The 22,967-nt window shown below is 64.1% G+C and carries 21 protein-coding genes; 7 read left to right on the forward strand and 14 right to left on the reverse strand.

Annotated features, from left to right (window positions below):
- Window positions 1–102: 102 nt before the first annotated feature.
- Window positions 103–846: a hypothetical protein gene (locus tag Q8L25_RS20650; RefSeq protein ID WP_308921168.1), complete on the reverse strand. Its 744-nt coding sequence runs from the start codon at window positions 844–846 to the stop codon at window positions 103–105.
- Here Q8L25_RS20650 and Q8L25_RS20655 point away from each other — a divergent pair, their 5' ends adjacent.
- A complete protein-coding gene (locus Q8L25_RS20655; RefSeq protein WP_308921169.1) occupies window positions 847–1,527 on the forward strand; it encodes a contractile injection system tape measure protein in 681 nt (226 codons plus the stop codon). It abuts the gene before it with no gap.
- Between the two features lie 182 nt (window positions 1,528–1,709).
- Here Q8L25_RS20655 and Q8L25_RS20660 read toward each other — a convergent pair whose 3' ends face one another.
- Window positions 1,710–2,345 carry a pyridoxamine 5'-phosphate oxidase family protein gene (locus Q8L25_RS20660; RefSeq protein WP_308921170.1) on the reverse strand — a complete coding sequence of 212 codons (636 nt, stop codon included), beginning with the start codon at window positions 2,343–2,345 and terminating at the stop codon, window positions 1,710–1,712.
- A 229-nt stretch (window positions 2,346–2,574) separates the two neighbouring features.
- Here Q8L25_RS20660 and Q8L25_RS20665 point away from each other — a divergent pair, with 229 nt between their 5' ends.
- Together Q8L25_RS20665 and Q8L25_RS20670 are read left to right on the forward strand one after the other, a co-directional pair.
- The gene (locus Q8L25_RS20665; protein WP_308921171.1) at window positions 2,575–4,143 is read left to right on the forward strand and encodes an ATPase domain-containing protein; all 1,569 of its coding nucleotides are present in this window, start codon (window positions 2,575–2,577) and stop codon (window positions 4,141–4,143) included.
- On the forward strand, window positions 4,140–5,384 hold the full coding sequence (locus tag Q8L25_RS20670; protein WP_308921172.1) for a HAMP domain-containing sensor histidine kinase: 1,245 nt from the start codon (window positions 4,140–4,142) through the stop codon (window positions 5,382–5,384). The genes Q8L25_RS20665 and Q8L25_RS20670 overlap by 4 nt, the downstream gene beginning before the upstream one ends.
- A 7-nt stretch (window positions 5,385–5,391) precedes the next feature.
- Here Q8L25_RS20670 and Q8L25_RS20675 read toward each other — a convergent pair whose 3' ends face one another.
- Entirely contained in the window at window positions 5,392–6,315 is a 924-nt protein-coding gene (locus Q8L25_RS20675) for a LysR family transcriptional regulator (RefSeq protein WP_308921173.1), read from the reverse strand.
- 99 nt (window positions 6,316–6,414) lie between these two features.
- Here Q8L25_RS20675 and Q8L25_RS20680 point away from each other — a divergent pair, with 99 nt between their 5' ends.
- From Q8L25_RS20680 to Q8L25_RS20690, 3 genes are read left to right on the forward strand one after another with little or no spacing between them, the layout of a single operon-like run.
- Entirely contained in the window at window positions 6,415–7,524 is a 1,110-nt protein-coding gene (locus Q8L25_RS20680) for an alkene reductase (RefSeq protein WP_308921174.1), read from the forward strand.
- A complete protein-coding gene (locus Q8L25_RS20685; protein WP_308921175.1) occupies window positions 7,521–7,976 on the forward strand; it encodes a nuclear transport factor 2 family protein in 456 nt (151 codons plus the stop codon). Before Q8L25_RS20680 ends, Q8L25_RS20685 begins: the two co-directional genes overlap by 4 nt.
- Window positions 7,973–8,104: a hypothetical protein gene (locus Q8L25_RS20690; RefSeq protein WP_308921176.1), complete on the forward strand. Its 132-nt coding sequence runs from the start codon at window positions 7,973–7,975 to the stop codon at window positions 8,102–8,104. The genes Q8L25_RS20685 and Q8L25_RS20690 overlap by 4 nt, the downstream gene beginning before the upstream one ends.
- An 11-nt stretch (window positions 8,105–8,115) precedes the next feature.
- Here Q8L25_RS20690 and Q8L25_RS20695 read toward each other — a convergent pair whose 3' ends face one another.
- The gene (locus Q8L25_RS20695) at window positions 8,116–9,516 is read right to left on the reverse strand and encodes a PLP-dependent aminotransferase family protein (protein WP_308921177.1); all 1,401 of its coding nucleotides are present in this window, start codon (window positions 9,514–9,516) and stop codon (window positions 8,116–8,118) included.
- Window positions 9,517–9,619: 103 nt separating this feature from the next.
- Here Q8L25_RS20695 and Q8L25_RS20700 point away from each other — a divergent pair, with 103 nt between their 5' ends.
- A complete protein-coding gene (locus Q8L25_RS20700) occupies window positions 9,620–10,570 on the forward strand; it encodes a DMT family transporter (RefSeq protein WP_308921178.1) in 951 nt (316 codons plus the stop codon).
- On the opposite strand, the gene Q8L25_RS20705 is transcribed toward Q8L25_RS20700, so the two are convergent.
- The 10 genes from Q8L25_RS20705 to Q8L25_RS20750 all read right to left on the reverse strand — a co-directional run bounded on the left by Q8L25_RS20705 (window position 10,473) and on the right by Q8L25_RS20750 (window position 22,964).
- Complete coding sequence (locus tag Q8L25_RS20705; RefSeq protein WP_308921179.1) at window positions 10,473–11,096, reverse strand: alpha/beta fold hydrolase; 624 nt, start codon at window positions 11,094–11,096, stop codon at window positions 10,473–10,475. The genes Q8L25_RS20700 and Q8L25_RS20705 overlap by 98 nt on opposite strands.
- A gap of 25 nt (window positions 11,097–11,121) precedes the next feature.
- Window positions 11,122–12,663 (reverse strand): cryptochrome/photolyase family protein, encoded by a 1,542-nt coding sequence (locus tag Q8L25_RS20710; RefSeq protein WP_308921180.1) that lies wholly within the window; start codon window positions 12,661–12,663, stop codon window positions 11,122–11,124.
- Window positions 12,660–13,106: a GNAT family N-acetyltransferase gene (locus tag Q8L25_RS20715; RefSeq protein ID WP_308921181.1), complete on the reverse strand. Its 447-nt coding sequence runs from the start codon at window positions 13,104–13,106 to the stop codon at window positions 12,660–12,662. Before Q8L25_RS20715 ends, Q8L25_RS20710 begins: the two co-directional genes overlap by 4 nt.
- A gap of 6 nt (window positions 13,107–13,112) precedes the next feature.
- A complete protein-coding gene (locus Q8L25_RS20720; RefSeq protein WP_308921182.1) occupies window positions 13,113–14,171 on the reverse strand; it encodes an AI-2E family transporter in 1,059 nt (352 codons plus the stop codon).
- A gap of 82 nt (window positions 14,172–14,253) precedes the next feature.
- Window positions 14,254–15,978 carry a gamma-glutamyltransferase gene (gene ggt, locus Q8L25_RS20725; protein WP_374694322.1) on the reverse strand — a complete coding sequence of 575 codons (1,725 nt, stop codon included), beginning with the start codon at window positions 15,976–15,978 and terminating at the stop codon, window positions 14,254–14,256.
- 117 nt (window positions 15,979–16,095) lie between these two features.
- Window positions 16,096–16,860, reverse strand: a complete 765-nt coding sequence (locus Q8L25_RS20730; protein WP_308921184.1) for a hypothetical protein — start codon at window positions 16,858–16,860, stop codon at window positions 16,096–16,098.
- Window positions 16,861–16,942: 82 nt separating this feature from the next.
- Entirely contained in the window at window positions 16,943–19,471 is a 2,529-nt protein-coding gene (locus Q8L25_RS20735) for a TonB-dependent receptor (protein WP_308921185.1), read from the reverse strand.
- A gap of 96 nt (window positions 19,472–19,567) precedes the next feature.
- A complete protein-coding gene (locus Q8L25_RS20740) occupies window positions 19,568–20,863 on the reverse strand; it encodes a cytochrome c (protein ID WP_308921186.1) in 1,296 nt (431 codons plus the stop codon).
- Complete coding sequence (locus Q8L25_RS20745) at window positions 20,856–22,460, reverse strand: GMC family oxidoreductase (protein ID WP_308921187.1); 1,605 nt, start codon at window positions 22,458–22,460, stop codon at window positions 20,856–20,858. The genes Q8L25_RS20740 and Q8L25_RS20745 overlap by 8 nt, the downstream gene beginning before the upstream one ends.
- A gap of 9 nt (window positions 22,461–22,469) precedes the next feature.
- Window positions 22,470–22,964: a sugar dehydrogenase complex small subunit gene (locus Q8L25_RS20750; protein ID WP_308921188.1), complete on the reverse strand. Its 495-nt coding sequence runs from the start codon at window positions 22,962–22,964 to the stop codon at window positions 22,470–22,472.
- Between the last annotated feature and the right edge of the window lie 3 nt (window positions 22,965–22,967).

Below are 22,967 nucleotides of genomic sequence, written 5' to 3' on the forward strand. Positions count from 1 at the left end.
TTACGGAACTCATCCTCTATCTGTTCAAGTATCCGCAGCGAGTCGACATCAAACTTTGCCATGTTCACACCCTCCTCCCTGTAAAAGCAGATGGAGAAACGGTCAAAATGGACAATCATCCACCTGTAGATATCCTCCCGGTGCGGTCGCCAAGTAAACAACGCCCAGGTTGTTGTTACGCCACGTCTGCAACCCATCCATGCAATGGCCGGTTACTGCTAAAAAAGCTGTTTGTACAGCACGCAGCATCGAGGTGCAGTGAGGTACCCGCCAAACATCAACTTCCGGCACCACAATGCCTCTCGAGCGGAAGTAGCGTTTCTGTTCAAGCGCCCTGCACTGCATTTCTTTGCCGCAGTACTTCGCGATATAGCTGGCGATCTTGTGCGCGCCGGCCACACCGAAGCCGAAGCGGTGGGGGTCCCTTACATGCACCTGGCCCATTTGCTCACCGTTCGGACTACGGCCCAAGATGCTTTGCCAGATCGAGCGAAGCAGCGCGTACATCTGCCGGCCAGCCACCGCCACATGGAAATGCAAAGCGCCTCTTGCCTGTTCCTCGATCACTGCCACGTAATGAAACTGTTTATGCTTGCCGAGCTTTCTGCAAAATGCTTTCCAGTGCTTTAGTGCCAGTTCACAGTCCACCGTGTTTTCCCTGTAGGTCAGCGTTACCATGCGATCGGCGCCGATCTGCTTGCAGCAAAGCCGAACGTTTTTCTTTGCGTGCCTGGCTGCGTCGTCGTTAGCCGGCATTTTTGATATGATGGTTTCATCACTTTTTTGGGTGCTACCATTGATCGAATTACATGACCTCGGGCAGCAAAAATTTTCAGCGGACAGCATATGAACAAGACCAACTTTACTTGCAGCGGCACGGCGCGAGCAGCGGCAGAAACACCTGCTGACGTGAAGGACATGCAAACTGCGTTGCCGGAAGCGCGCGTACTGGCCGGCTTGCCGGCGCAGGAAAGCGCCGCGAACGCCTCCCGGCCCAGCGCCGCAATAGATGGCGACGTCATCTACGTTGCCAACGCCGGGCTGGTGCTGCTGCACCCTTTCCTGCCGCGGATGTTCCGGCAACTGCAAGTGCTGAGCGACGACACCAACGGCAAGCCGCGCATCGCCGGCACCGACGACGCCTCGCGCGCGGTGCACTTGCTGCAATGGCTGGTAGACGCGCATTGCGATACGCCGGAGCCGTCGCTGGCGCTCAACAAACTGCTGTGCGGCCTGGAACTCGATACGCCGGTGGCACCCGCCATCGTGCCCGGCGAGGACGAGATAGCGCTGTGCTGGCAGTTGCTGGCCGCCGTCACCGGCAACTGGAGCAGCATCGGCAACACCTCGGCCGACGGTCTGCGCGAGACCTTCCTGCAGCGCGACGGCCGCCTGCAGCGGCGCGACGGCAAATGGACGCTGACGGTGTCGCGCAAGACGGTTGACGTGCTGGTGGACCAGATCCCCTGGGGCTTTGCCGTCATACTTCATCCATGGATGTCCAGGGAGCTTGCCGTCATGTGGTAGACAAGACACGCAAGTCAGTGGTTTGCCGCAGCATCAACCATTCATTCGGTCAAACAAGCCCCCGCTCATCTTGCGCGCGCCGCCAGCCCCACCAGCAACTCATCCTGTGATGGTAGCCGATTGCTGTTGTTTCAGCAGCGGCAGCAGTTGCCGATCAGTTGATTGGTTGCCACTTCCTACCATCAACTCAAGCCACCCTCCGCAACCGCCAGCCGTGCCCGCAACTCCCGCTGTTCCGCCTCAAGCTCTGCCAGCCGCGCCCGCAGCGGTTCCACCGCCCTGCTCACCTGCTGCTCGGTAAACCGCGGCGTAATGTGCTGTGGGCAATTCCAGTCGAATGCCTGCAGGCGCAGCCGGTAGATGCGCTCGATTTTCGCGCCGTAAGCTTCATCGGTGACCAGCGCCGTCAGTGCCGGGTCATCCTCCGGCGCCAGGATCTCGACGTGCACATAGATCTTCAGGCGCGCGCGGCGGGTGTAGTCCATCAGGAACAGGCAGGCGCGGTCGTTGGCGGCCAGGTTGCCGGTGCTGATGTACTGGCGGTTGCCGCGGTAGTCGGCAAACGCCAGCGTCTGCGCGTCGATCAGCTTGAGAAAGCCCGCCGGGCCGCCACGGTGCTGCACATACGGCCAGCCCGTTTCCGATACGGTTGCCATATAGAAACTGTCGCGCTCGCCGATAAAGGCGGCTTCGTTGCCGGTGAACTGGTCGAACTCGCGGTGTCCCTTGAAGTCCTGCCAGGTGTGATCCGCGCCCATGCCGGCCTGTGCGGCACGCACGCTGGGGGTGATGGCGATATCGAGAAAACCATAGGACATGATGACACTCCGGCAAATGGGCGCCAGTGTCGGCGCGACACGGTCATTATCATTCTTTCCAGCGAAACTGATAATCCCTTGAAATCGAGATGCATCTTTCCATAAAATGGAATAGTGGATGGGCCAGCGGCGTCACCTGCAGCCGGCAAGCCGGGCCATGCTGCGGCTCTACGCGGCATGCAAGCTGTTACACTGTGGGTAATTATCATATTTTTACTCTCAATCGCACATGAATAACGTGGAAGCGCTGGTCAGGACCGGTATCGCCGGGCTCGATGAAATCCTTTTTGGCGGCATTCCGCGCCATAACAACATCATCGTGGAAGGCGCGCCGGGCGCCGGCAAGACGACCTTGGGGCTCGGTTTTATCCATGCCGGGGCGGCGCACTACGATGAACCGGGCGTGATCGTCTCGTTCGAGCTGGACGAGGCCAAGCTGCTGCGCGACGCGGCCGGCTTCGGCTGGAACCTGCAGGCGCAGATCGACCGGGGACTGATCCGCATCATTCAGACCAGCCCTGCCGTGCTGCTGTCGGAATTCCGCAATACCGACGGCGCGTTTGCCACCGCCCTGCGCCAGATGGGCGCGCGGCGCCTGCTGATCGATGGCCTGACGCCCATGCGCCTGTACGCCGAGGCGCACGACCTGGCGTTTCGCGAAGACATCCACGTGCTGATCGAGGGCCTGAACCGGCTCGGCGTGACCACCATGGTGACGGCCGAGCGCGACGAATCGCTTGCCGCGCCGGCCCATGAGCGCTTCGTGTTCGACACCATCATCGAATTGTCGCGCGCGGAACACCGGCGCCGGGTCGAGCGCCGGCTGACGGTGGCCAAGTCGCGCGGCCAGGATTTCATCGGCGGCAGCCACACCATGCGCATCGAAGCGCAGCAGGGCATCCATGTATACCGCCGCGCGCAGTCGCGCCCCTTGTTGCTGAATGACCAGCCGACCTCGGATCAGCGCATCTCGGTCGGCGCGCCGGCCATCGACGTGCTGATGGATGGCGGCCTGTACGAAGGCTCGGTGACCATGGTCAGCGGCATTTCCGGCACCGGCAAGACGGTGCTGTCGGTGCAGTTCCTGACCGCCGCCGTCCAGGCCGGCCACAAGACCTTGCTGGTCACCCTCGATGAACACCCGCGCCAGCTGGCGCGCAACGCGGCCTCGCTGGGCTTCGACCTGGAAGGCATGCAGGAACGCGGCGAATTGTTCCTGCTGTACGAGTCGCCGCTGGAACTGGAACTGGACGTGCATTTCGACCGCGTGATCAAGCTGGTCGAGCAGGAAGGCATCGCTTGCATCGTGTTCGATTCGATCGCCGTGTACGAGATGGCCAGCCGCCTTGAGGTCGCCGATTATCTGTATGCGCTGGCCAGCCATTTCAAGAACCGCCTGGCGACCGTGTTGTTCAACTACGAAAGTCCCGAACTGCTGGGGCTGTCGCAGATCAGCGAAGAGCTCAAGGGCTCGCACCTGGTCGACAATATCATCCTGCTCAGTTACGTCGAGATTTCCACCGTGCTGCGGCGCGCCATCGCGATCCCGAAGGTGCGCGGTAGCCGCAACCTGCAGGTCACGCGCGAATACGTGATTACGGAAGGCGGCCTGGCGCTGCTGGACGAGGACCGCACCGAACTGGCGCGCGCCAATGCGGTGCCGCAACTGCCGTTCTCGGCCTATTCGAGCCTGCTGTCACGCTCGCCCACGCGCCAGAGCCCGGCGATCGAATCGGCCGTCGTCAATGGCGAAGACTTGCCCGATTCGGTCGTCCTGCCGCAGCAAGAGACGGCGTGATCCGCCTCGCCGACGCCGATTTCTCCCGGGTCGACTGGGACGAATGGCGCACGCCCTTGCTGCAGTTCAGCCAGGCCAGCGGCCTGGTGGTATCGGCCTATGACATCGCGGGCGTGCGCCAGGTCGGGCCGCTGCTCCCCTCGCGCCCGGCGCAATTGCTTGGCAGCTCTACCTTGTGGCATGACGACGGCCCCGGCACCGCCGCCGAACGGCGCATTGTCGCCGACATGGCGACCGGCCAGGATGAGGCCGGGGAACTGTTTCACGGCATGCACATCTGCTCGCTGCCTTTGACGCGGGCCGGTGTCCGCTATGGCGTGCTGGTGTTCGGCTGGTGCGCGCGCGACTTCAGTTCGCCCATGGCCTGCGAGCAGCTGGCCGCCCTGGTCGGCGTGCCGGGCCATGCGCTGTGGAACGCAGTGCGGCTGGAAGCGCCGCTGACGGACGCGCGCCTGGCCACCTACCGCGAACTGCTGCGCACCCTGGCCGGCTCGCTCGACCGCCAGCGCGACACCATCGATGAACTGAACCGCGTCAGCCGCACGCGCGAGCTGTTCCTGGCCACCGTTTCGCACGAAATGCGCACGCCCCTGTCGGCCCTGTCGATGCGGGTTGACCTGCTGCTGCACACCATGCGCGACATGCCGCCGGCGCTGAAAACCGCCCTGCTGGCGATGCGCGTGCACGTGCGCCAGGAGGCGGCGATGGTGGAAGACCTGATCGATGCGGCGCGCACCCTGACCGGCACCATGTCGGTCGAGCGCGTGGCCGTCTCGCTGGGACGCATCGTGCGCGACGCTGTCGCCACCACCGAGGTGAACGCCAGCGAAAAAGGCGTCGCCCTGTCCGTCATGCCGTTCGACTTCGGCGACCAGATCGAGATCGATGCCGACCCGCGCCGGCTGCAGCAGGTGCTGTGGAATTTGATACTCAACGCCATCAAATTCACCCCTGCCGGCGGCACGATCGCCGTGCTGATCGAGCGCGATGCCAGTGGCGTGCGCATCGTCGTGCGCGACAGCGGCCAGGGCATCTCGCCGCAAGACCTGCCGCACGTGTTCGGTGCATTCACCCTGCAAAGCCATGCGAACGCCAGCGGCCTGGGCCTCGGCCTGTATATCGCGCGGCGCCTGGTCGAACTGCACGGCGGCGCGATTGCCGTCAGCAGCGAGGGCAAGGACAAGGGCACCAGTTTTACGGTACACCTGCCGATGCACCCGGCCAGGCGCTCAGACAGCTGAGTTTTATCTAGGGCACAAAGCCCGAATCCTTGCTGGCGGCCAGTGCCTGCAGCATGTCGATGACGGCGCGCACCTTGGGCTGCAGGTAGTGCGACTTGGGCCAGACCACGTGGATCGGCATTTCGCCGCCGGCAAATTGTTCCAGCAGCGGCACCAGCGTGCCCCGGCTGATATCGTCGCCGACCAGCCAGGTCGGCATCTGCATGATGCCGCAGCCAGCGCGCCCGGCGGCAAGCATGGCCTCGCCGTCGCTGAATTCATGGCGGGCACGGATTTCCTGGTAAATCAGGCGCTTGTCCGCGGTACGCAGCAGCCAGGTCTGCTTCTGTTGCCGGCGCGAGCCGATGATGCAATCGCGTTCGCGCAGTTCTTCCGGTACATCGACAGCGCCATGTCGCTCGATATAGGCCGGCGACGCGCAGATGATCAGGCGCTGCGTGCCCAGCCGCCTGGCCACCAGGTTGGCGTCATCGCCCAATTCCCCGATCCGCACCGACAGGTCATGGCCTTCCTGCACCAGGTCCACCGTACGCTCGGTAAATGACACCGTCAGGTCGAGCTTGTCGAAGCGCGCGGCCATGTCGAGCAGCCCGGACAGCACGTGGCGCCGTCCGAACGCGCCCGGCAGCCCGACATGGACGCGTCCCTGCGGCACCCAGTCCTTCGGCACCAGATCGGTTTCGGCGGTGTCGAGCTCGTTGATCGCGCGTGAGCAGGCCGCCAGGTAGGCCTCACCTTCCGGCGTCAGCGTAATCCTGCGCGTGGTCCGGTGCAGCAGCTTCATGCCGACGCGCGCTTCCAGGCGCGTCACGCTCTTGGCCACGCCGGACGGCGTCAGCCCCATCGCCCGGGCTGCTACCGTAAAGCTCGCCGCATGGGCGGCCGCCAGGAATGCCTCTATGCCGTCGAAACGGTCGCCAGTCCCTTGCATTTATTCCCGTCAGTCCTGAATGTTTGGAATTTAAGCCCGATTATAAATCATTGAAATCGAAATAGAATCGTTGCTTCGTTGAGATGGAGAAGGAAACCCATGAAGCTGTTCAATTCGTATGACCTGTCGGGCCTGGACCTGGCCAACCGCGTCGTGATGGCGCCCATGACGCGCTCGCGCGCCGCCAACGGCGTGGCCGATGTGCTGACCGAACGTTATTACAGCCAGCGCGCTTCGGCCGGGCTGATCATCACGGAAGGCATCGCCGTGTCGCGGCAAGGCACCGGCTATCTGTTCACGCCCGGGTTGTACACCGACGATCAGGGCCAGGCATGGCGGCGCGTGACCGATGCGGTGCACGCTGCCGGCGGACGGATTTTCGCCCAGCTGTGGCATGTCGGGCGCAACTCGCATGTGTCGCTGCAGGAGGCAGGCGCCGCGCCGGTTTCGCCGGTGGCGCGCCGTGCGCACGGCGTGCAGACCTATGCCTGGACGGCGCCCGGCGTGCCCGGCCATGTCGCCACCAGCGCACCACGCGCACTGGCGACCGAGGAAGTGGCGGCGATCGCCAGCGACTTTGTCGCCGCGGGCCGGCGCGCCATGCAGGCCGGCTTCGATGGCGTGGAGGTACACGGCGCCAACGGCTATCTGTTCGAGCAATTCATCAATGGCGAACTCAATACCCGTGACGACCGCTATGGCGGCAGCATGGAAAATCGCCTGCGCCTGCTGCTCGACACCATCGACGGCCTCATCGCGGCAATCGGCGCGCGCCATGTCGGCGTGCGCATCTCGCCGTTCGGCCGCCTGTACGACATGCACGGCTACGATGACGAGGCCGGGACCTGGCTGGCGCTGGCGCAGGAACTGGGCAAGCGCAACCTGGCCTATGTCCACCTGAGCGACCAGCGCACCCTGGGCGCCGATTGCGACACGAGCTTCTTTGTCCAGTTCCGCAAGGCCTATGCCGGCACGCTGATCGTGGCAGGCGGCTTTGACCGGGACAGCGCGGAAGCGGCATTGCAGGACGGCAAAGCCGACCTGATCGGTTTCGGCCAGACTTTTGTGGCCAATCCGGACCTGGTCGAGCGCATGGCCCATGGCTGGCCGCTGGCGCAAGCCCGGCGCGAAACGCTGTATGGCCTGCACGGCGCTACGGGCTACACGGACTATCCGCGTCATGCCGCGCAAGAAGGAGCCGCAATATGAATCTGGACATCAAGGCATTGTTTGATCGTGAAGAAATCCGCAATCTGCGCACGCTGTACGCACATCATCTGGACAGCAATAACATCGCCGCACTCGACCAGGTTTTTTCCAGCGACGCCGTGGTCGAGGTGACGGTCGGAAAAATGGAAGGGCTGGCCGCCATCCAGGCAGGCCTGAACGATGCTTTCACGCAGTTCGATCGCGACCGCCGGGGCAGCTATCCCTTCCTGCACGCGATCACCAACCACTGGGTCAGGCTGACCGGGCCCGACACCGCCACGGGCCGTTGCTATCTGATCGATTTTGAAACCGCGTCGAAGGCCGATCCGAATCCACTTCTGCTGCTCGGCCTGTATGCCGACGAGTATCGCCGTATCGATGGCCAGTGGCGCATTACCGCCACCCGCCTGGAAGTTGTCTGGCCGCCAACTACGGCGCCGACGACGTCATGAGCAACCTCATGATGCCGGGCGAAACGGCGCGCTCGAACGCCATCGAGGCCATCAGCGCGGCCATGCACGGCGTGCCATCCGAACCCGCCAACCCGGGGGCGTCAATAAAGCCGTGCATTCCGAACTGAAATTCACGTACTCAACCACCCTGCCTGGCGGCCAGCTCGCCCAAGCAGCGCAGCGCCTGCTCCAGCCTGTCGTCCCACGGCAAGCCGCAGCTGAGCCGCACATGGTCGCGGTAGTCGCCATTGCCTGAAAATACATGGCCGGGCATCACGCCCACGCCTTGCGCCAGCGCCGCGCGCGAAAAGACGGCCGCGTCGCTGCCGGCCGGCAGCTGTATCCACAGCGACAAGCCGCCGCGCGGCTCGCCCATGCGGGTGCCGGCCGGCCAGTGCCGGCCAATGGCATCGCGCATGCGGCTGGCGTTGCCGGCCAGCGCGCGGCGCAGTTTGCGCAAATGGCGCTCGATGTCGTGGCGCGCCAGGTAGTCGCTGATGGCCAGCTGCGGCAGGGCCGCATTGCCCACCGTGGAAAAATACTTGGCGCGCAGCAGTTCACCGGTCCACGCGCCGCCCAGCATCCAGCCCACGCGCAGGCCCGGCGACAGGGTCTTGGAAAAGGAACTGCAGGTGATCACGGCGCCGCCATCGTTCCAGCGCCGCAACGGTGGCGGCCGGCTGTCGTCCCAGGCCAGGTCGCCATAGATATCGTCTTCGACCAGTACCGTGCCGTGGCGCGCGCAGCATGCCAGCAGCGCCTGCTTGGTGCTGTCGTCCAGGCTCAAGCCCAGCGGATTGGAAAAATTCGGCACCATCACGGCCGCGCGCACCGCCTGCGCCGCCAGCAGGGTCTCGAGCAAGGCCAGGTCCAGGCCGCCAGACGGCAGGCGCGGCAACTCCAGCACCTGCAGCCCCAGGGTGGCCACCGTCTGCAGGATGCCCTGGTAGGTCGGCGTTTCGACCAGCACGATGTCGCCGGGGCGGGTCAGCACGCGCAGGGCCAGGGTGATGGCCTCCATGGCGCCGGCCGTGATGATGATTTCATCGGCATCGACCGTCACGCCCATGCTGGCGTAGCGCTGGGCGATCTGCCCGCGCAACGGCGCGTAACCCTGCGGCGGCGCATAGCCCAAGGCCGGCTCGCGCTGGCGGCGCAGGCTGCGCGACAGGGCGGCGGCGATGGTGGCGTCGGGCAATAGCGACGGTGCCGGACGCGCCGCGTGCAGCGGCAACATATGGGCGCCATCGTCGACCAGCAGCAAGTCGAGCAAGGCGGGGTTGCTGATCAGGGCCGGCGCGCGCGGCGGCGGCACGGTCGAGCGCAGGCCCTGGCTGGCGGCGCGCACGAAATAACCGATGCGCGGGCGCGCTTCGGCCAGCCCTTCGCGCTCGAGTTGCAAACAGGCTTGCACGGCCGTGGCCGCACTGACCCGGTGGCTGGCGGCCAGCTGGCGGATCGACGGCAGCCGCTCGCCGGGGCGCAAGCCGCCCTGTTGTATCTGCAGGCGCAGCAGCTGGGCCAGGTTTTTGTAAAGCATGGAGCATTCTCTGTATTTGTCTCTTTTTATCATACCTGCTGCTGTATTGGTTTGCAGAGAAAAACTACACTGGGCTGCCTTGATTACCAGGCGTCAACTCATCATGTCAACAACCTCCTCACCGCGCAGCACCGCCCTGTGGCAGATGCTTGCCGCGCAATTCCTGATCGCCTCGGTCGGCATCTTTGTCCACGAAGGCGGCCAGGACCCCGTCACCACGGTGTTCTACCGCTGCCTGTTCGGCGCCATCTTCCTTGGTCTCTGGGGCCTGACGGGCGGCCATCTGCGCGGCATCTTGCAAGACCGCAAGCTGGTGCTGGGCGCCATCGCCTCGGGCGTGCTGCTGGTGCTCAGCTGGGTCAGCCTGTTTGCCGGCATGGCGCGTTCGTCGATCAGCGTATCGACCATGATGTTTTATTGTTACCCCTTCGTGATGATGGTGCTGGCGACGCTGCTGCTGGGCGAACGCACGCGGCCGGCCGACTGGGGCTGGACCTTGCTGGCCTTTCTGGGCCTGCTGTGTTCGGCCCATCCGCAGCGCATGTTGTCCAGCATGGGAGCGCACTACCAGGCCGGCATCGGACTGTCCCTGCTGGCGGGCGTGCTGTGCGGCGCCTCGCTGCTGCTGTCGCGCCATATCAGCAAACAGCGGGCGATCGCGGTGGTGTTCCTGCAATGCTGCGTGGGCGCCCTGATGCTGGCGGCGTTTTCCAGCAGCACGGTGCTGCGGCCGGGCAATCACTGGTACTGGCTGGTGGGCCTGGGCGTGATCCACAGCGGCCTGGCGTATGTGCTCAGCTACAGCGCCTACCGGCACCTGGCGGTGGCGACGATTGCCGTGCTGTCGTTCGGCTACCCCTTGCTGGCCCTGCTGCTCGATTACCTGGTGTATGGCCAGCGGCTGGCCCTGGTGCAACTGGCGGGGCTGGGCTTGATCGTGCTGGGCAGCCTGGGCGTCAGCCTGAAGTGGGCGCCGGCGCGTTCAGGTGCCGAGCGATCAGTGCCGCAACCGCCGCAGCATGCGTGTATGCCAGGTCGTGATCCGCGCCGTTGAAAACCTGGAGGCTGGCGTGCGGCAGGTGGCGCGCCAGCTGCTCGCCAACAGCGACAGGACTGATGGGATCGGCATCGCCCCACAGCAATAGCACCGGCATGCGCAGGGCTGAAAGCTGCGGTGTCAGGTCTGCGTGATCGTTGAGGAACCAGTCGGGCAAGGCGGGAAAGTCGTTGCGCACCATCTCCCGCCAGTCCTGCGCGCCGAGGCCGGCGATATCCATGCCGCCGGAGGTTGCGGCCAGCACCAGATGCGTCACGTGTTCAGGCCGGGCCAGCGCCGCGCGGATGGCGACCACGCCACCCATCGATTGCGCGATCAGTGCACAAGGGCCATCCATTTCATCGACGACCATGGCGACCAGGTCGTCGATGCCGTTGACGCCAGGGTCCGCCGGGGTCGGGCCGAAACCGGGCCAGCCCATATGCCGTTTTTGCGCCGGATGGCGAAGCAGTTCCGCGGCCGGCAGCCAGAAATCCATGCGTCCCAGCGCGCCGGGAAGAAAAAGCAATTTCGAGGGCATCATTGATTGATCTTTCAAGGTTGGCCAGCTACAGCGTGTCGAGCTTCGCCAGCATCATGCGCGCCTGCTCCGTCAAGCCGGTGATGGCCGCATCGTCCATTTTTTCCAGCTGGCGATAGGCCATGCCGATGCGCGGATTGCGCTCCAGGCTGGCCGCATTGCGCCGGAAGAAATCCCAATACAGCGCGTTGAAGGGACAGGCGGTCTCGCCCAGCCGCGCCTTTTTGTCGTAGTGGCAGCCCTTGCAGTAGTCGCTCATGCGGTCGATATACGCGGCGCTCGACACATAGGGCTTGGTGGCCAGGAAGCCGCCATCGGCGAACTGGCTCATGCCCACCGTATTGGGCAGTTCCACCCATTCGAAGGCGTCGATATAGATGCCCAGGTACCAACGGTGCACCTCGGTTGGATGCAGTCCGGCCAGCAAGGCGAAGTTGCCGATCACCATCAGGCGCTGGATATGGTGGGCGTGCGCCTGCTCCAGCGATTGCGTGATCGCCTGCGACACGCAATTCATTTTCGTCTTGCCGTCCCAGAACCAGCGCGGCAACGGGCGTTCGTGGCCGAAAAAGTTCTTTTCGACATATTCCGGCATATGCGTCCAGTAGACGCCGCGCACATATTCGCGCCAGCCGAGGATCTGGCGGACAAAGCCTTCGACGGCCGCCAGCGGCGCGGCGCCGGCATGATAGGCCGCTTGCGCGCGGTCGACCACCTCGCGCGGCTGCAGCATTTTCACGTTCAGCGCAAACGACAGCAGCGAGTGAAACAAACGCCAGGCCTTGCTGCTCATGGCGTCCTGGAAGTCGCCGAAATGCGGCAAGCCGTTGGCCATGAAAGCGTCGAGCTGCTGCAGCGCTTCGGCGCGGTTCAAGGGCCAGGGCAGCCGGCCGGCTTGTGGATTGCCGAAGCTTTTCACGCCAGCGTCGACAATGGCCTGCCACAAGGCGCCGTGATCGTGAAACGTGCGTGCGTCCTGCGGTTCGGCGGGCACACCGCGCCACGGCTTGCGGTTGTCATGGTCGAAATTCCACTGGCCGCCGACCGGCTGTTTGGCATCCGCCATCAGCACGCCATGCTTTACTCGCAACTGGCGGTAGAAAAACTCCATCAGCCACTGCTTGCGGCCCTTGAAGATATCGGCCGCCTCATGGCGGCCCGTATAGAAATGGTCGGTATCGACCATCAGCCACGGCACCCTGGCGGCGCGGCCGTGCCGGTACAATTGCTGGTCCAGCCGCCACTCGTCGGGCGCCTGGTATTGCACCGACGCTGCGCCATAGTCGGCCACCAGCGCGTCGAGATTGTCCGTGATGGCCCGTGCGCTGTGCGGTTGGTCGATGGCAATATAGTGGACACGGTGGCCAGCCTCGCGCAACTGGCGCGCAAAATCGCGCATGGCGGCGAAGATGGCGAGGATCTTTTGTGCGTGGTGCAGCACGTAGTCCGTTTCCTGGCGCACTTCCATCAGCACGTAAAGAATGGTGTCGTCGACCTCGGTGAACCAGCGGTGCCGCGCATTGAGCTGGTCGCCGAGCACCAGTCGCAAGGTGGTGGTATTGCCGCTCATTGCACGCTCAACAGGTAGTAATTGTCGAATTCCTCCTGCCCGACCAGCTTGAAGCCATGGCGCAGATAGAAACGGTTCGCATCGCTGTCGCGCAGCGCGCCCACCCGCAGCGGCAGGCCTTGCTGCCTGGCTTCATCGATAATGCGCGCCAGCACGATGGCGCCTATCCCCAGGCCCTGGCTGTCGGGGTGGATATACAGATGGTCGAGCAGCAAGGCCTGCGGCCCGGGCTTGACGACGACAAAGCCGACGCGCCGGCCGCTGGCCTCGATATGACGGGTCTGTTCGGCCACGAAGCCGGACAGGAAGCGTTCCCGCGCGCGTTGCGGATCGTAGCGGCCGATGCGCGTCAGGCTGTCGCGCATGGCGGCAATGCGCAGCGCGACCAGTGCTTCCGCATCGTCTTCATGCGCCGCTACCAGCGCGATGGTCGTACTGTCCATGCCGGCTTACTCCGTATGGAATTCGCTGGCCGTGGCAAACAGGTCCCAGGCCGCGATGAACATGGCCGCCACGATGGGGCCGATCACGAAGCCGTGCAGGCCGAACAGGGCCATGCCGCCGACGGTGGACAGCAGCACCACGTAGTCGGGCATCTTGGTGTCCTTGCCAACCAGCACCGGGCGCAGCAGGTTGTCGACCAGGCCGATCACCAGGATGCCGAAGGCGATCAGGGTCACGCCTTGCCAGATGGAACCGGTGGCCAGGAAATAGATGGCGACCGGCGCCCACACCAGCGCCGCGCCGATGGCCGGCAGCAGCGACAGGAACGCCATCAGCACGCCCCACAGCAAGGCGGCGCGCACGTCGAGGAACCAGAAGATCAGTCCGCCCAGCGCGCCCTGCGCGATGGCGATCAGGATATTGCCCTTGACGGTGGCGCGGATCACGGTCGTGAAATTGTTGAACAGGCGCTGCTTGTATTTGCGGCTGAGCGGAATCGCGGCGCGGATGCGTGCCGTCAGCGCGGCGCCATCGCGCAGCAGGAAGAACAGCAAATACATCAGAATGCCCAGGCTGGTCAGGAAGTCAAACGTGTACAGGCCGATATTGATGGCTTTCACGGCGACCACCTGGCTCACTTGCGAGACGCCGGCCGTCAGCTTGTCTTGCAGGCTGGCCAGGTTGGTGAGGTTGAAGCGGTCCAGCAGGTTGATCGCCCAGCCGGGCAGCACGTCCATTACCTTGCCGAAGAAGCCGGCCACGGTAATGTCGCCCGCCTTGACCATTTCCACCACCGACGCCGCCTGGTTGACCAGCGCGCCGGAAATCAGCGATAGCGGCAGGATCACGATCACCAGGATCAGCAGCAACACAAGGATCGACGACAAGGTCGCCCTGCCCTTGGTTTTCAGCAAGACCCAGCGATACACGGGCGCGAACACGATCGCCAGGATCACGCCCCAGAAGATGGCGCCTGCATAGGGCAGCAGGATCCAGCCAAAGGCGATGGTGACGATGGCAAGCAGCAGCAGGAACGTCTTTTGTTGGAGTGTGAGTTGAGACATGGATAGTGGCTGATTATTAATTGATGTTGCACCATGATAAGCCACACCCGCACATTTACCTCACACAAATGTCGCCAGTTGCTCAGTACCCAACAGCCGAGCCCGCCGGACGCCGGCCGTCGTTGGCGCCGTAGATATAGCCGGGCAGCACCTTGCCCGAGACACCCGAATCATTGCCCGCGCTGGCCGCGCCCACGCCGGCCGCGTTTGGCAAGCCCATCATGATCAGTTCGGTCGCGCCCCAGGTGCTCTGCTCCGTCATCTTGTAGCCCATGCCGGTGAGAATATTGAGCGTATCGACCGACAGGCCGCGCCGCTCGTAATACACCTGGTCGGGTAGCCACTGGTGGTGGATGCGCGGCGCGTCCACCGCTTCCTGCGGCTCCATGCCGTAGTCGATGATGTTCAGCGCCGACTGCAGGGTGATGGTGATGATGCGCGAGCCGCCCGGCGAACCGGTGACCAGGAACACCTTGCCGTCTTTCGTCACCAGGGTTGGCGCCATCGACGACAGCGGCCGCTTGCCCGGCGCAATCGCGTTGCTTTCGCCCTGCACCAGGCCGTACATGTTCTTCGCGCCGATCTTGGTCGTGAAGTCATCCATCTCGTCGTTCAGGAAAAAGCCGGTGCCGGGCGCGATCACCACGGCGCCGAAGCGGCCGTTCACCGTGTAGGTGGTCGAGACGGCATTGCCGTGCTTGTCGACCACCGAATAATGCGTGGTTTCCGGCTTTTCGCCCTGCGCGTTGGGCTGCACCTGGGCGGACGGCGTGGCCCTGTCGGGCAGGATACGGCTGCGGATCTGCGCCGCATAGGACTTGCTCAGCAGGTGTTCAACCGGGTTCTGCACGAAATCCGGGTCGCCCAGGTAGGTGTTGCGGTCCTTGTAGGCATGGCGCATGGCTTCGGTCATGTAATGCACGGAAGCGGCCGAGTTGTAACCCAGCTTTTTCATGTCGTAGCCTTCCAGGATATTCAGGATCTGGCACAGGGTCACGCCGCCCGAGCTTGGCGGCGGCGCCGAGATGAACTGGTAGCCGCGATAGCTGCATGCGAGCGGCGCCATTTCGGTGGTGGTGTAGGCCGCGAAATCGGCCGCCGTGATCACGCCACCGCCCTGCTTCGCCGCTTTTTCCACGGCAAGGGGAATCGCGCCCTTGTAGAAGGCGTCAGGTCCCTTTCTGGCGATCGCCTCCAGGGTCTTGGCCAGGTCCTTCTGCACCAGCCGGTCGCCCGGCTGCAGCGGTGTGCCGTCCTTGCGCAGGAAGATGCGGGCCGCTTCCGGGTCTTTCTTGAAGTACGCCACGGTGGTGTCGAGGATGTCGGTGTCGCCACGGTTCAGAATATACCCCTCGCGCGCCAGCTTGATGGCAGGGGCCAGCACCTGGGCGCGCGTCAGCTTGCCGTATTTGCGCTGTGCGTAATCGAATCCGGCCACGGTGCCGGGCACGCCGACGGCCAGGTAGCCGTGCAGGCTGGCGCCCGGTTTCAAGTTGCCGTCGGCATCCTGGTACATATTGGCGCTGGCGGCGGCCGGTGCCTTTTCGCGGAAGTTGATAAAGGTGTCCCTGCCATCGGCCAGGTGGATCGTCATGAAGCCGCCGCCGCCGATATTGCCGCAGCAGGCGTTGACCACGGCCTGCGCATAACCGACCGCCACGGCCGCATCGATGGCGTTGCCGCCCTTCTTCATGATATCGACGCCGACCTGGCTGGCCAGGTGCTGCGACGAGACGACCATGCCACTCTTCGCTTCCACGGCGGGCAAGGAGACGGCCTGGACGGCGGTGGAGACGGCAAGCGCCATGACGGTAAGAGCGGCCGGGGCCAGGTGGCGAAAAATCATTGCGGTGTTCCTTGATGCTTGAAGAAAAGAGAATGGTACAGGCAGGCGGGCGTTTCTGCCCACGCCGTGCCCGCTTGCTTATTGTTCGTTCGCCGCCAGCAAGTGGCGTATCAGCGCGTCGGCCACGATGGCCGCCGTCTGTTCGATGCGGTCCGGCGTGGTGCGCCAGTTGGCGCCGAACTCCAGCTGCACGCTGTCGATGCCTTGCGGCGCTTGGCGCCCGAACACGCGCACGATGGTGCCGCCGCTGAAGTGTTCTTCTTTCGCCTGCGCGCTGGCCGGTTCCACGTTCAGGCCCGCCGCATTCAAACGCGTCACCAGGCCGTCCGGTTCGCCGTAGAACGGCGTGTTATTTGCCGTCAGGCCGCTGCCGGTGCCGCGAAACACCACGTCGCGCTTGAAACTCTGGCCGTGGATATCGAGCAGCAGCGCGCCCGGCTGCGTGCGCACCTGGTCGACGGCGCTGCGCAAGGCACCGTAATAGGCCTCATACACGGGCGCGGCGTCCGGCGACTCATAGGCGTCTTCCGCGCGGCGGTTGAAATCGACATATTTGCGGCTGATCTTCGCGCCCACCAGATACGCCTGCTTGCCGGTCTTGGCGAGCAAGTGGCGCTGGATGGCGGCGGCCAGCTCGTTGACACGGTCATCCTGCACCTTGGTGCCCTTGGCGCGTTCAGGTGCGCCTTCCAGCACGACTTCGCCGCCGTGGGGGACGGACAAGACAATCGGCAAGGAGCCTTTTTCGATGGTCAGATAGGTGTCGATGGGCTGGGCGGCGTGCACGGACAGGCTGGCGGCCAGCAGGATGGGGGCCAGCATTTTTTGCAATGTGAGAAGCAAATGTATTCCTTGATAATGGGTGGCGCAGGTCGGATTAGCGAGGCCTTGGCCTCGCGTAATCCGACGACATTGTTGGCGTTGCCTAGAATTTATAACTGGCCCGTGCATACACAAACCGCCCGCCCCGTCCGAACGGCGCGCGGTTGGCGAACGGCACGGCGCCGGTGGTGTTCAGCGAGGCCGGCACGGCATCGGGGTAGATGTCGAACAGGTTGTCGGCGCCGAACGCCAGCTGGGTCGCGTTGGTCAGCGCATAGCGCCCTTCGAGATTGACGATGGTCTTGGCCGAGACCACGAAGTCGGTCGCCGCCGTGCTGCCTGCCGAGATCGTTTCGCCATAGCGGGTGGCGCTGGCGCTCACGCCGAAGTCCCTGAGTTTCCAGTTGACCGAGGCGGTGATCTTGTTCTTCGGCTGGCCTTTTTCCAGGCCAATTACATTGGAACGGCCAAACAGGGTCGGCGCCGGGTTCAGGGCCGCCAGTTCGGTGGTGACCGGCACGCGCGTCACTTCGGTCTGGTTGTAATTGCCGGCCAGGGTAAAGTCGAAGCGGCCGGCAGCCGGCGACTTCCATGGCCAGTTGATCACCACGTCCAGGCCCTTGGTATTGGTGTCGACGCCGTTGATAAAGAAGCGCGCTCCGCCCACGCCCGTGAAGCCCTGGCTGGTCAGGTAGTTGCGCACGGCGCCAGATGTCAGGTTTTCCGACAGCACGATGCGGTTGTCGATATTGATGCGGTAGGCGTCGGCCGTGATGCTCAGGTCGCCAAAACGCAGCACCGCGCCCAGCGAGAAGTTGACTGATTTCTCGGCATCGAGTGGTTTCGCGCCCAGGGCAACGGCGGCGGCCTCGTTCGGGCGGAAGGTGGCGATATTGTAGGCCACGCCGTCGATAAAGGTCATCGAGGTGGACGTGTAGAACTGCTGCTGCGGCGACGGCGCGCGGAAGCCGTTCTGCACCGAGCCGCGTAGCGCGAACGATGGCGTGAAGTCGTAGCGGGCGGCGGCTTTGCCGGTCACATTGTTGCCGAAGTCCGAATAACGTTCGGCGCGGGCCGCAAACGAGGTCAGCAGTTTTGGCGTCAGCCTGGTTTCCAGGTCTATGAATGCACCGGTCGAATGGCGGCCCTGGTCGATGGCGTTGTCGGGCGTATAGCCGGGAAACACCTGGGCGCCGGCGGCGGCCGGCGTGCCGTTGGCCAGTACCTGGCCGCCGTAACGGTAGGAATCGGGTTCGCCGGCGAACAGTTCATAGTTTTCATGGCGCACTTCCGCGCCGACCGCCACGTTCAGCGGCGCCGGCAGGAAGGAGACGGGCACCGGGCGCACGGCCGTGAAGTTGGCCGCCACCTGCTGGTAGGCGAAGCCGCCGGCGTCAAACGAGGTCTTGCTGGCGGCGCCGATCGAGCGGTTGATCGAGTTTTCGACGTCGAATTGCATCTTGTTGCGGCCATAGGTCAGCGACAGGTCGTAATCCCAGCCCTGCCCGCTCCAGCTGGTGCCGATGGCGCCGCTGTAATCGTTGACGGTGGGGGCGATAATCGGCAGGTAGCCGTCCGGATAGACGGACAGGATATTTTCATCCTGCAGCGGCCTGCGGAAAAAGCCGGCCGATTCCGTCTCGCGGCGCTGGTAGCTGGCCCAGCCGTAAATTTTCTGGCCGGAGGCCAGGGTCTGGCCGGCATTGGCGAACAGGGTCGCCTGTTTCAGTTCCGGGTCGCCCGACCAGGTGTCGTAGCGGTTGACGGTCAGTTCGCGCGGATCGAACGCGCCATTGATCTTCTGGTAGAACTGGCGCGTATCGTAGGCGCTGCGTTCCGAGTGTTTCTGTTTCTTCAGTTCCGCAGCCACCGTCAAAAAGCCGTCGTCGCCCAGGCTGAAACCCTTCCAGCCGCCCACGGTCAGCGCTTCGCCGTCGGTACGGCTGCGCGTGGTCGGTGCGCTCAAGGCCAGGCCGGCCGGCAAAGTGCCGGGATTGAAGCCGTAACTGGTGTTGCGCTGGCCGCCATTGATGAACAGCGAGCCGCCGCTGTGGTTCTCGCGCAGGCGCAAATTGATCACACCGGCAATCGCGTCGGAGCCGTACTGGGCGGCGGCGCCGTCGCGCAGCACTTCCACGCTGTTGATGATGCTGGACGGAATGGTGTTCAGGTCGGCCGAGGCGGAACCGCGCCCCACCGAACCGTTGACATTGACCAGCGCCGACGAATGACGGCGCTTGGAATTGACCAGGACCAGCACCTGGTCCGGGGACAGTCCACGCAGGGTGACGGGACGCACCGAATCGGTGGCGTCCACCAGGCCCGGGCGCGGAAAGTTGAGTGCCGGCAGCGCGCTGGCCAGCGACTGGCTCAGTTCCGTCACGCCCACATTGTTCAACGTTTCGGCCGAGACCACGTCCACCGCCGAAGCGGTATCGAGCACGGAACGGTTCGAGACGCGCGTGCCGGTCACCACCACCTGGGCCGCCGGCGTGGCTTCCGGCGACTCCGGCGCTTGCTGCGCCTGCGCCTGCATGGCGGCGCCGGCAAACACGGCGGCAATGGCGCAGCTCAAGGTGGTGCGTTGCAGTTTGTTGCGACGCGAATGACTACCTTTATTACTCCCTGACATATTGACCTTTCGTTATTATGTCCAGGCAATATAAAGGTCGGCAGGGCAAAACCGAACGAAGCATCCCGCATATGCTTGCGCGCAATTTGCAGATAACTAAGTCTTGCGCTTGCGGCGCCAGGCCAGTAATAGCAGCCACAGCGCGAGCAGCACGCCAGCGATGATCATGCCACCGCGCGCCAGGGTCAGCAGCAGGGGCGTATCGCCGCCAGCGCGCAGGGATGCGACTCTGGGCTCGGCCATCACCGCCTTGCCGTGGCCAAAATCCGGCACCACATAGTTGCTGATCTGGGCGATCTGGCTGTCCGTCAATTCGGCCGCAAAACCGGGCATGCCCTGGCGGTGCTCGGGCCAGACGCCTTCCAGGATGGCCATCGCCACATTGTTGGCGTTGGGTTGGCGCAACACCGGATGGTTGCGCAAGGCCGGCAAGCCGCGCATGCCGTCACCATTGTTCTGGTGGCAGGAGGCGCAGTTGTCGCGGTACAGCTGCTTGCCCGGGCGCAACTTGCCCGTCATTTCGGCGATATCGCTGCCCGAGAGCTGCGCGACGACGGCCGGCGCCGCCTGCCCACCCGTTTGCAGGGAATGCAGATAGGTGGCCATCGCCTGCACGTCAGTTGGGCGCATCTTCGAGAAACTCAGGTCGATCGCTTCGAGCATCGGGCCGCCCGCCGTGGCGCCGTTGCCGGCATGGCCGGTCGCCAGGTAGGCCGCCATGTCGTCGCGGCTCCAGCCACCCGACACCAGGTCGGGCGCATACCAGGTGCCCAGCGAGCTGCCGCGCAGGAACTGGCCGGACTGTTCCGCCATCAGCACATTGCGCGGCGTATGGCAGGTGCTGCAATGGGCCAGGCCCTGCACCAGGTAGGCGCCCCGGTTCCATTCCACCGACTGGCCCTTGACCGGCGCATATGGCTTGTCGTCGAGGAACAGCGCATTCCAGGCCTTCATGGAAAAGCGCAGGTTGAACGGAAACGGCAGCCGCGTTTGCGGCGCCGGCGTGTCGACCGGCTGCACGCCATGCATGAAATAGGCATACAGGGCATTCATGTCCTCGTCGCCGAGCTTGGCATAGGCCGTGTACGGCATGGCGGGATACAGCTGGCTGCCGTCGGCGCGCACGCCATGCCGCACGGCATTGCTGAACTGCGCCGGCGTATAGTTGCCGATGCCCGCCGTTTTCGACGGCGTGATATTGGTGGCGTAGATGGCGCCCAGCGGGCTGTTGATGGCATGGCCGCCCTTGCCCGACTGCGTATGGCAGGCAAAGCAGTCGCCGGCCACGGCCAGGTAGCGGCCCTGTTCAATCAGCGCGGCGCTGGGATTGGCAGCCATGGCCGGCGAAGAAAAGCCCGCCATCAGGCTCAGTGCAAAAAACAGCTTACGCATGCTTCACCTCCGCCAGGATCTGGTCCGCCGTACGCAAGGCCAGCGCGACGGCCGTCAGGGTCACATTGCAGGTGCCGACGGTCGGCATCACGCCGGTGCCGGCCATATACAAATTCGGATGGTCGTGCGCGCGGCCAAAGGCATCCGTCACGCTGCTGGCGGCGTCCTTGCCCATCGATAACGTCCCCGTGATGTGCTGGCGGTTGCTGAAGGCGCCGGCCTTGCTGTGCTTGATATTTGTCGCGCCCAGCTGGGCGGCGATTTCCTCGTAGCGCAGTTTGGTGGCGGCCGTGCCCTTGATGACGTAGTCGTCGATATGCCAGGACAGATGTGGCGTGGGCAGGCCCAGCGCATCCTTCTTGCCGCTCAGTGTGACGCGGTTTTCAGGGTCGGGCAGTTGTTCCAGCGCATTCTTGAGGCTGACCCGGCGCGCGGCGCGCTGCACGATATTGGCATCGAGCCTGGCGCCATGGAAACCCTCCTGTATCAGCTCCTTCGTCACCGACGCCACCTGCGAAGCGTTCGATATATCGAGACGGAACGGCGCGTGCTCCTTGCGGAAATCGCCATCGCGGAACTGGCCGATGGAACAGGGACTGACGGGGCCACGGCCCGGCCAGACGGCCTCGTCCATGTCGAAGGTGACGCCGATGGCCGGATGGTCGGTCAGGTTGCGGCCCACCTGGCCGGTGCGATTCGCCAGGCCGTCGGGAAATTGCGTGCTGGTCGACATCAGCAGCAGCTTTGCCGATTCGATGGCGTTGGCGGCGATGACGAAGGTCTTGCCCGTCACCTTGTGGCTGGTCTTGTTCCAGTCATAGTAATGGACGGCGGTAATCGCGCCTTGCGCGTCGTGCTCGATGCGGTAGACCACCGCTTCCGTCAGGATCTGCACGCCGGCCTGTTCGGCGCTGGCGGCGGCGATGCCGCCATGGTATTGCGCGTCGATCGGGCATACCGGCATGCAGTTATTGTTGCCGCAGCAGGCCGGGCGGCCGTCGAAACTGCGGCTGTTGCGCGCCGTGCAGTCGTCCTCGACCTTGAAGGCGGGCGCCAGGCGCTCGGTGATACGTTGCTGGAAATACGAGGCCGGCACGCGGTCCATGGGAAACGGCTGCTTGCGCGGCGACCCCGTGTCGGGCGAACCGCCGGTGCCGGTGATGACTTCCGCTTCATAATAATAGGCTTCGAGTTCGTCATACGCGATCGGCCAGTCCTTGCCCACGCCATACATCGACTGGGTACGGAAATCGTTCGGCAGAAAGCGCCACATCTGCGCCGCCCAGTGCCAGCTGGTGCCACCCAGCATGCGGATATATTGCGCCTGGAACGGGTGCGGACCGCCCTGCTCCAGGTAGTTATTCGCTTCCGGCGTAAATACCGGGTGCGGCGCCATCTCGGAAAACGGGTATGGCGCCATGAAGTCGGACTTGAAGGCGGAATGGCGGTAGCGGTTGACCAGCTCGCCACGCGCCACGCGCGGGCCGGCTTCCAGCATCAGCACGGACTGGCCGGCCAGGGCGAGTTTGCGCGCCAGCAAGGACCCGCAAATGCCGGCGCCGATCACGACGACGTCGGCGGAAGGTATGTTTTTCATGGTATTCATTTATTCAGGTTTCGTGGTCCAGGTGCCGATCGGGCCATAGGAGTAGCTGGGCGGCACCAGTATTGGCGCGGCCACCTTGTTGGCCAGCGCTTCGGTATAGGTCACGCAGACGGCTTTTTTTCCTTTGCCGACCACGCCCAGGTACCAGGCTTGCAGGATGGACTGGCTCAGGCTTTGCTCGGCTTTTTGCTCGTCAGAAAATGTGATGTCCTTGCCGTTGATGGCGCCGTGCAGCTTGAGCAAGGTCGTATCGAAGTCTTTGACCGCCAGCTGGAACGCCTGGTACAGGGCTTGCGCCAACGCGGGATCAAGACTGCCGCGCCCCGTCAGCGCGGCGGACACGGTGGTAAAGACAGCAAGATTGCCGGCCGCTGGCGGCAAGCCTGCCCTGGCCTGCTGCGACAGCAGCAAGGGGCCGGCGATGCTGGAGAGCATGACGGCGCCCAGGCCGGCCGCCTTCAGGACCAGCCGGCGTTTGATTTGTTGTGGATGCATGGT

Source organism: Janthinobacterium sp. J1-1 (assembly GCF_030944405.1).
In the GTDB taxonomy this organism is placed as follows: Bacteria; Pseudomonadota; Gammaproteobacteria; order Burkholderiales; family Burkholderiaceae_D; genus Janthinobacterium.

Excerpts from the sequence above, each read along its gene's own strand:
- Q8L25_RS20705 (WP_308921179.1), bottom strand. The coding sequence starts at position 11,096 with ATGATGCCCTCGAAATTGCTTTTTCTTCCCGGCGCGCTGGGACGCATG.
- Q8L25_RS20685 (WP_308921175.1), top strand. The coding sequence starts at position 7,521 with ATGAATCTGGACATCAAGGCATTGTTTGATCGTGAAGAAATCCGCAAT.
- Q8L25_RS20715 (WP_308921181.1), bottom strand. The coding sequence starts at position 13,106 with ATGGACAGTACGACCATCGCGCTGGTAGCGGCGCATGAAGACGATGCG.
- Q8L25_RS20695 (WP_308921177.1), bottom strand. The coding sequence starts at position 9,516 with ATGCTTTACAAAAACCTGGCCCAGCTGCTGCGCCTGCAGATACAACAG.
- Q8L25_RS20690 (WP_308921176.1), top strand. The coding sequence starts at position 7,973 with ATGAGCAACCTCATGATGCCGGGCGAAACGGCGCGCTCGAACGCCATC.
- Q8L25_RS20675 (WP_308921173.1), bottom strand. The coding sequence starts at position 6,315 with ATGCAAGGGACTGGCGACCGTTTCGACGGCATAGAGGCATTCCTGGCG.
- Q8L25_RS20665 (WP_308921171.1), top strand. The coding sequence starts at position 2,575 with ATGAATAACGTGGAAGCGCTGGTCAGGACCGGTATCGCCGGGCTCGAT.
- Q8L25_RS20735 (WP_308921185.1), bottom strand. The coding sequence starts at position 19,471 with ATGTCAGGGAGTAATAAAGGTAGTCATTCGCGTCGCAACAAACTGCAA.
- Q8L25_RS20655 (WP_308921169.1), top strand. The coding sequence starts at position 847 with ATGAACAAGACCAACTTTACTTGCAGCGGCACGGCGCGAGCAGCGGCA.
- Q8L25_RS20660 (WP_308921170.1), bottom strand. The coding sequence starts at position 2,345 with ATGTCCTATGGTTTTCTCGATATCGCCATCACCCCCAGCGTGCGTGCC.
- ggt (WP_374694322.1), bottom strand. The coding sequence starts at position 15,978 with ATGGCGCTTGCCGTCTCCACCGCCGTCCAGGCCGTCTCCTTGCCCGCC.
- Q8L25_RS20710 (WP_308921180.1), bottom strand. The coding sequence starts at position 12,663 with ATGAGCGGCAATACCACCACCTTGCGACTGGTGCTCGGCGACCAGCTC.
- Q8L25_RS20700 (WP_308921178.1), top strand. The coding sequence starts at position 9,620 with ATGTCAACAACCTCCTCACCGCGCAGCACCGCCCTGTGGCAGATGCTT.
- Q8L25_RS20650 (WP_308921168.1), bottom strand. The coding sequence starts at position 846 with ATGCTGTCCGCTGAAAATTTTTGCTGCCCGAGGTCATGTAATTCGATC.
- Q8L25_RS20680 (WP_308921174.1), top strand. The coding sequence starts at position 6,415 with ATGAAGCTGTTCAATTCGTATGACCTGTCGGGCCTGGACCTGGCCAAC.
- Q8L25_RS20740 (WP_308921186.1), bottom strand. The coding sequence starts at position 20,863 with ATGCGTAAGCTGTTTTTTGCACTGAGCCTGATGGCGGGCTTTTCTTCG.
- Q8L25_RS20750 (WP_308921188.1), bottom strand. The coding sequence starts at position 22,964 with ATGCATCCACAACAAATCAAACGCCGGCTGGTCCTGAAGGCGGCCGGC.
- Q8L25_RS20720 (WP_308921182.1), bottom strand. The coding sequence starts at position 14,171 with ATGTCTCAACTCACACTCCAACAAAAGACGTTCCTGCTGCTGCTTGCC.
- Q8L25_RS20745 (WP_308921187.1), bottom strand. The coding sequence starts at position 22,460 with ATGAAAAACATACCTTCCGCCGACGTCGTCGTGATCGGCGCCGGCATT.